General features: G+C 36.3%; 7 protein-coding genes. 3 read left to right on the top strand and 4 right to left on the bottom strand.

Annotated elements, in window-relative coordinates; translation table 11 throughout:
* Positions 1–21: 21 nt before the first annotated feature.
* The gene (locus tag RT445_RS09075) at positions 22–468 is read right to left on the bottom strand and encodes a YlbF/YmcA family competence regulator (protein WP_274795840.1); all 447 of its coding nucleotides are present in this window, start codon (positions 466–468) and stop codon (positions 22–24) included.
* Between the two features lie 90 nt (positions 469–558).
* Between RT445_RS09075 and RT445_RS09070 the strand changes: the two genes are divergently transcribed.
* On the top strand, positions 559–1056 hold the full coding sequence (locus RT445_RS09070) for a PaaI family thioesterase (RefSeq protein WP_274795838.1): 498 nt from the start codon (positions 559–561) through the stop codon (positions 1054–1056).
* On the opposite strand, the gene RT445_RS09065 is transcribed toward RT445_RS09070, so the two are convergent.
* Entirely contained in the window at positions 1037–2509 is a 1473-nt protein-coding gene (locus RT445_RS09065; RefSeq protein ID WP_274795837.1) for a UDP-N-acetylmuramoyl-L-alanyl-D-glutamate--2,6-diaminopimelate ligase, read from the bottom strand. The two genes, RT445_RS09070 and RT445_RS09065, sit on opposite strands and share 20 nt — an antisense overlap.
* Positions 2510–2650: 141 nt before the next feature.
* Positions 2651–3808 carry a CAP domain-containing protein gene (locus RT445_RS09060; protein WP_274795836.1) on the bottom strand — a complete coding sequence of 386 codons (1158 nt, stop codon included), beginning with the start codon at positions 3806–3808 and terminating at the stop codon, positions 2651–2653.
* Between the two features lie 147 nt (positions 3809–3955).
* On the opposite strand from RT445_RS09060, the gene RT445_RS09055 reads away from it, so the two are divergent.
* Positions 3956–4357 carry a YugN family protein gene (locus RT445_RS09055; RefSeq protein WP_141903391.1) on the top strand — a complete coding sequence of 134 codons (402 nt, stop codon included), beginning with the start codon at positions 3956–3958 and terminating at the stop codon, positions 4355–4357.
* A 145-nt stretch (positions 4358–4502) separates the two neighbouring features.
* The gene (gene ytvI, locus RT445_RS09050) at positions 4503–5564 is read left to right on the top strand and encodes a sporulation integral membrane protein YtvI (protein WP_274795835.1); all 1062 of its coding nucleotides are present in this window, start codon (positions 4503–4505) and stop codon (positions 5562–5564) included.
* Positions 5565–5579: 15 nt separating this feature from the next.
* On the opposite strand, the gene RT445_RS09045 is transcribed toward ytvI, so the two are convergent.
* A complete protein-coding gene (locus tag RT445_RS09045; RefSeq protein WP_274795834.1) occupies positions 5580–6041 on the bottom strand; it encodes a DUF420 domain-containing protein in 462 nt (153 codons plus the stop codon).
* Between the last annotated feature and the right edge of the window lie 4 nt (positions 6042–6045).

Here is a 6045-nt window from a genome sequence, read left to right as displayed (position 1 = left end):
GTGTTTTATACACATCTTACATTACGCTGAGCAAGAGCAAGAACCACCCGAGCCACATCCTCCTCCGCAAGATGAACCAGAGGCAAAGAATGGATTACTTACAGGAACTTTTACCGCTTCAGAGACTGTTTTTCCTATTAAAAGGCTAATCTCATCCAGTAAATCCTGAAAATCGTTTTCAGCAATTTTTAAGGCTGAAACTTTCTCATTTAAGTCAAGTGCCCTCTTTTGTTGGCGAATTGACTTCATGATTGTATGGTAGTCCGGATGATATTTTCCGAAACGTTGTACATCTTCGTACTGCTCTTTCATGCGATTAAATGCATAAATAGCCTCTACAATTTGCGTATCACTATATACTGCATCATACGCTTGTTGTAGCGCGATCGCTGGTTCTGAGGAAAGAATCATCTTACAAAGCTCTTCGGCCTCATCTAAAATGATTACCCAGTCAGAGGTCATCATCATTTTTAATTCCCCCAATCTCTTTCCCATCATAACAGATTTTATGGTAATTTTACATTAATGATATTTTTAATGAAAGAGGTTTTCCAATTGATGTCAACAGCTAAAGGACAAATTGAACAATTACTTGGCGCAATTTTACAAGAAAGTACTGAGGAAGATGAGGAAGTTTTATTCCATCTTTTAAATGGATTACGTGATAAACAACAAGGCATTCATCGTCGTTATATTAATGCTGCTCTACATATGGTAGGAAAATTTGAGCCTGAAGTGAGCGAGGTCCGTATCCCTATTACTCCTGTCATCCATAATACGATTAAGGTACCACACGGCGGCATTATTGCAACGATTGCAGATGCAGCTATGGGTGGACTTGCTTCACGCTCTGTACCAGAGGGATATAATGTAGTCACTACAAATATGAATGTCTCCTATATCGCCACAACGAAGAACAAAGAATTGATTGCACGTGGTCGTTTTGTCCATAAAGGACGTCAAACGCTTGTCATGGAATGTGATATAGAGGATGAGACGGGGCGCAAGCTTGCCATAGCTACGGGCTCTTTCTTTGTTATTCAGCGTCGTCTGTAATTAGATTTGAAAAATAGTCTTTGATACATTGTTGGTCGGAAAAAGGGAATTTTTGATTTTTAATTTGCTGTGTTTGTTCATGCCCTTTTCCGGCAACAAGGACAATATCGCCCTTTTTCGCCTTTGCTAAAGCTTGATGAATAGCAAGTTTTCGATCTAGATAAATTTCGTAGTATTGTTGCTCTGTAAAACCAGCAATTATACTTTCATTAATAACAATTGGATCTTCATCACGTGGGTTATCTGTTGTTAAATAGATTACATCAGCATATTTACTCGCCACTGCACCCATAGCAAATCGTTTCGCCTTATCGCGATTTCCTCCACAACTAAAGACTAGGTAAATGGTTTTGGAACGATCAAAGGTTTGTAATACAGCTTGTAAGGCTTCAGCAGTATGGGCATAATCTACATATACCTCAATACCTAACGGATTATCAATTTTCTCAAGCCTTCCTTCTGGTAGCTTTAAAGACCACATATGCTCTACAATATCTTCCATAGGGACCCCTATACGCCATACTGCCATTAAGGCTGCTATCGTATTTTGTACATGATATTTTCCGACAAAAGGGATTTCAACAATATGCTCACTCGCGGTAGTTTGTAGACAAAGTACAGTTTTTCCAGCTGATTCACTGACAATTTGTATATGTAAATCATTGTGATTATCAAAGCCAAATGAGCAAGATTTTTTCTTATCATAGATACCAACGGAACGGCAAAAATTATCATCTCCATTTAACACTAGCTTTTTGGATAAATCCGCTAATCTCTTTTTCGCACGTTTATAGGCTTCTAACCCTCCATGATCTTCTAAATGATCATCTGATAAATTTAAAAATACACCACAATCAATATCACAATGATCAAGTCGATGTTGTTGTAAACCCATTGAAGAGGCTTCTAGTACAACATGTGTCACACCTTTTCGTACACATTGCTTTAGAATCGGATGTAACTCTTTTGCTTGCAATGTTGTTAATTGTTCGTAAGCTGTTTGTTGCTTCTCACCATTGATGAAAAAACCAACTGTACCAATAACTGCTGTTTTTTTATGTAGAGCGTTTAAAAGCTGACTTACAAAATGACTCACTGTTGTTTTTCCGTTTGTTCCTGTTATCGCAATAACTGTTAAAGCCTCTGCTGGAAAAGCAGCAAGTTTGGCACTTGCATACGATAAAAATAATGCGGTATTAGGAACCCATACAAAAGGAATTTCTTTATCTATAATGGGTAAAGAAATACTTTCTTCAGACACAATGGCAGCAGCACCTCGTGCCAATGCTTCTTTAACAAAACGACTACCCGACGTTTTTTTACCCTTTCGTACAATAAAAATGTCACCAGGTTGTACTGCCTGAGCGTAATCCTCTACACCTGTTATTTCTGTTCGAATAGATCCTCCTGTCACACTACATGGCCAGTCTTTTAATAACTCAGCTAATTGCAAACCTCATTCCCCCCTTCGGTTCTCTATCATATGACGGCTTTTGTAACGGTGTGACGAAAAATGCAGAAGCCTAAAGAGGGAATAAAAAATGAAGACAAACTCGGTTAATCAAAGCTTGTCTTCATAAGGGGGTTTCTTCTATTATGGTGATAATTGATCAGTTTTTTCTATAGAATCTTCACTAACAGGCTCTTCATTTGTTTGCCCTTCACTATCTTTTTCTTTACTATCCATCTTTTGCGAAGAAGCCGGCTCTAGATAAATTTGTGTATAATAATCCACAAAAGCGCCTGAACCAACGCGTGTGAATCTATCATTTAAAAGTACCTTCCTATGCTCAGGAGAGTTTGTCCAACCGTGCATCGCTTCTATTGCATCAAAATAAGCGGTGGCAAGATTTTCATTGGCATCACTATACTCGATATTATTAGCTTGTAATCTCTTTTTTAAGTCACCATATGTTGGGGACTCATGTGCTAAGAAGTTTTGTACCTTCATATCTTCACTATGCTTTCTTGCCACTTCTTCTAACGAGTTATCCATTTCTAAAGGTGGTAAATCATGATGGACTCTCGTCACATTTAATAAATCATCAAGCTGTTTGGCACTAGCCACATCGATTTCTTGTTGCAAAAAAGAGGAAGGCGGTGTCCGTCTAACTAGTTCCCCTTGATAGCTCATTTCATAGGGCTGATGAAGGACAAGTGTTTCACTGTCTGTATAACGTATTCCCTGCAATTCACTTGTCTCCCGATCTATATAAAGCTGTGCATAAAGACCATCAAATTTAACAAGTAGCCTAGTTTGCATATCCTCTTCACTCATGGAGAAGATGAAAATATTGTCACCAACAGTAGCTGCTACCTCATAGTCAATAATTGTCATGCGGTATATTTCATCGCGTTTCTGACCAACTTTAAAAGGAAATGCATCGATATTTTGTCCTGCTATGTAAACTTGCTTCACCACATTTTTTTCAACACCAACCATAAAAAACGTAGAGACATCATCATTGTAGACCCACCATTGATAGCCAAAAGAGGATGGTTCTTTTCTTGCTGGTTCCCCGTACTGCTCCAACACAGTTTGTGTGTCTTTTCCTATCAATGTTGATATGCCCGTTTGTGGACGTGTCATTGCACCTACAGCGGCCTCCTGCTTTAGCTTTGTTTGGGGTATGATATTTGAATTGGTATTTGGCCCTTCTAGTGGCTCATTTTCCTTGGGGGTATTAAAGAACATAAAGCCGATTATTGCAATTGCACCACAAAGCATTAAAATGCGTAATAAAGCTTTCATACAGGACTCCTTTTCATCACCATTATTGTAAGTTATTATATCAATTGTAATTGGGTTGACACAATGTTGTCATTGCAACAATGTCAAATATGCTCTATTATAAAAATGAGCGTATACTTTGTACGAGAACCTAAAGGAGGACTATACATGTATTTTGAAAATACTAACCTTGAAAATTTAACAGCTGATCAAGAGCTAATTGTCAGCATTATGAAAAAACATGGTTTAGAATGTGATGGCGGTTGGGATTACGAGCGTATGACATTCGATAAACGTTTCGATACTCGTGAAGGTCGCTATTACCTACGCGTATTCGCATATGCCATTTCTGGTGATGTAGGCGCACATGATGCCATCCTTACGTTAATGAAACCAGCTCTTGGTAAATATTATTATCCACATGGTGTAGAATATGGGGATGACGAAGTTTACCCAGCACATCTTGTTAAAAAATGTGAAGAAATCTTAAAAAAGGTTAAATTAGAATTAGATCAATTCTCAATCGAGCCTACAAATAAAAATAACTTTGAACCTGTAAACGCACGCTAATCTTTAGAGTTTTAAAGTGACAGCAAGTATAGCGTAGATAGCTTCATCGATGTGAAAAGACTGGTGGTCCAGTCTTTTTTTATTTGAGTAAAATTATTTTTTCTTCTCATACTACCTATATCTTTTACATGATGTAGGTGAGAATATGTTATCGTTTTTTAACCGTCCTTTTTTTCGTCATCCCATTATTGTTATTGCAATGGGCATTTTTATTCTCTGGTTCATTTCAATATCATTACCAATCTTACTTGCCTACTTAACCGCTTTACTTTTAGAGCCTATTATTGTTCGAATGAGTAAACGGTTTCGAAAAAAACGTAAAATCGTTGTTTTCATTTTCTTTTTATTTTTTTTAACTATAACTTTATTATTATGTAGTCTCCTTCTCTTTATAAGTTGGAAACAATTTTCTTCATTTATCATGGATATTCCTGAGTACCTTAATCAATTATCTGCTTTATGGATACAAATGCAATCTAAACTCAGTAACTACACTTATCATTTACCTGTAGAATTAGTTTTACAAATCCAATTCATGATTGCAAAAGCTTTGGCTTCTATTGAAAAATTCGCCCTATCCTTAACAAACATTAATGTCTGGTCAACATTACTAACATATATTCCCACTCGTTTATTTGATATTTTTGTTTACTGGATTGTCTTGTACATGCTACTTTTAGATTTGCCTAGCATTAATCGGAAATTATTAATGCCTGTTCCTTTTCATTATCATCAAAAAATAATTTTCATTGGACAACGTGTAAAATTAGCCCTATTTGGATTTCTAAAAGCTCAATTCCTAGTCGGCCTTAGTATTTTTGCTATATCATTCGCAGCATTTTACTTTTTAAAAACACCATTTCCGATACTGTTAGCTTGTTTGCTTGTTGTGTTAGACTTTATCCCTTTTCTCGATTCATTTCTCTTATTAGTCCCTTGGGCTATTTACCAGGCGTTTGCTGGTGATTATCTTTATGCTGGGATCTTAACGTTATTAACCGTGGGACAATTTTTAGTACGAAGAATGATTGAACCAAAGATTATTGGCGATAAGATTGGACTTTCATCTTTAAATACTTTTATTGCCATGTTTATTGGGTTTAAAATTTTTGGTTTTCTTGGCATTTTAATTGGACCATTACTTTTTGTCGTGGTACTTTCTTTATTTCAGCCTACTACAAAAAATCTCCCTCCTGTACAAAAATAAGGAGGGAGATTTTCTTTAAAATCCTAAAATGGCTTTAATAACTGAAGTCGTTTCACCAGGTTCAAATAAAACATATAATAGTAAATAAACAAGGACACCTGTAATCGCAACAAAGAACCAAATAATACTTGTGATTGGTCCAATTCTCCTATGCAATTTGAGATTTGTTTTTAAACCTGAAATAATACTAACAATACCAAATACGGCTCCGGATGTTGCCAGGATAATGTGGAAAATCAAGAAAAACGTATAATATGGTTTTAAATGTTCACCACCACCAAAAGCAGTATTACCAATAAACACTGTTCGTGAAGCATAAATAATAAAGAAAATAAGTGCAGCTACACCTGCAGCAAGCATTACTTTTTTATGTCCTTCTACATTTCTTTTTATAATTAAGCCCCAACCTATCGCTACGAGTACAGCACTAATCACGATAAATGATGTACTTATAGTAGGCAAAATTTGCAATTCCATTGTC

Source organism: Lysinibacillus sp. (assembly GCF_032093475.1).
In the GTDB taxonomy this organism is placed as follows: domain Bacteria; phylum Bacillota; class Bacilli; order Bacillales_A; family Planococcaceae; genus Lysinibacillus; species Lysinibacillus irui.
Note: the sequence above shows the minus strand (reverse complement) of the source record. Positions and strands in the feature narration are given on the sequence as shown.

What these genes read in the sequence shown, in the direction of transcription:
- RT445_RS09070 (WP_274795838.1), top strand. Translation starts at nt 559, where the DNA reads ATGTCAACAGCTAAAGGACAAATTGAACAATTACTTGGCGCAATTTTA.
- RT445_RS09045 (WP_274795834.1), bottom strand. Translation starts at nt 6,041, where the DNA reads ATGGAATTGCAAATTTTGCCTACTATAAGTACATCATTTATCGTGATT.
- RT445_RS09055 (WP_141903391.1), top strand. Translation starts at nt 3,956, where the DNA reads ATGTATTTTGAAAATACTAACCTTGAAAATTTAACAGCTGATCAAGAG.
- RT445_RS09060 (WP_274795836.1), bottom strand. Translation starts at nt 3,808, where the DNA reads ATGAAAGCTTTATTACGCATTTTAATGCTTTGTGGTGCAATTGCAATA.
- ytvI (WP_274795835.1), top strand. Translation starts at nt 4,503, where the DNA reads ATGTTATCGTTTTTTAACCGTCCTTTTTTTCGTCATCCCATTATTGTT.
- RT445_RS09075 (WP_274795840.1), bottom strand. Translation starts at nt 468, where the DNA reads ATGATGATGACCTCTGACTGGGTAATCATTTTAGATGAGGCCGAAGAG.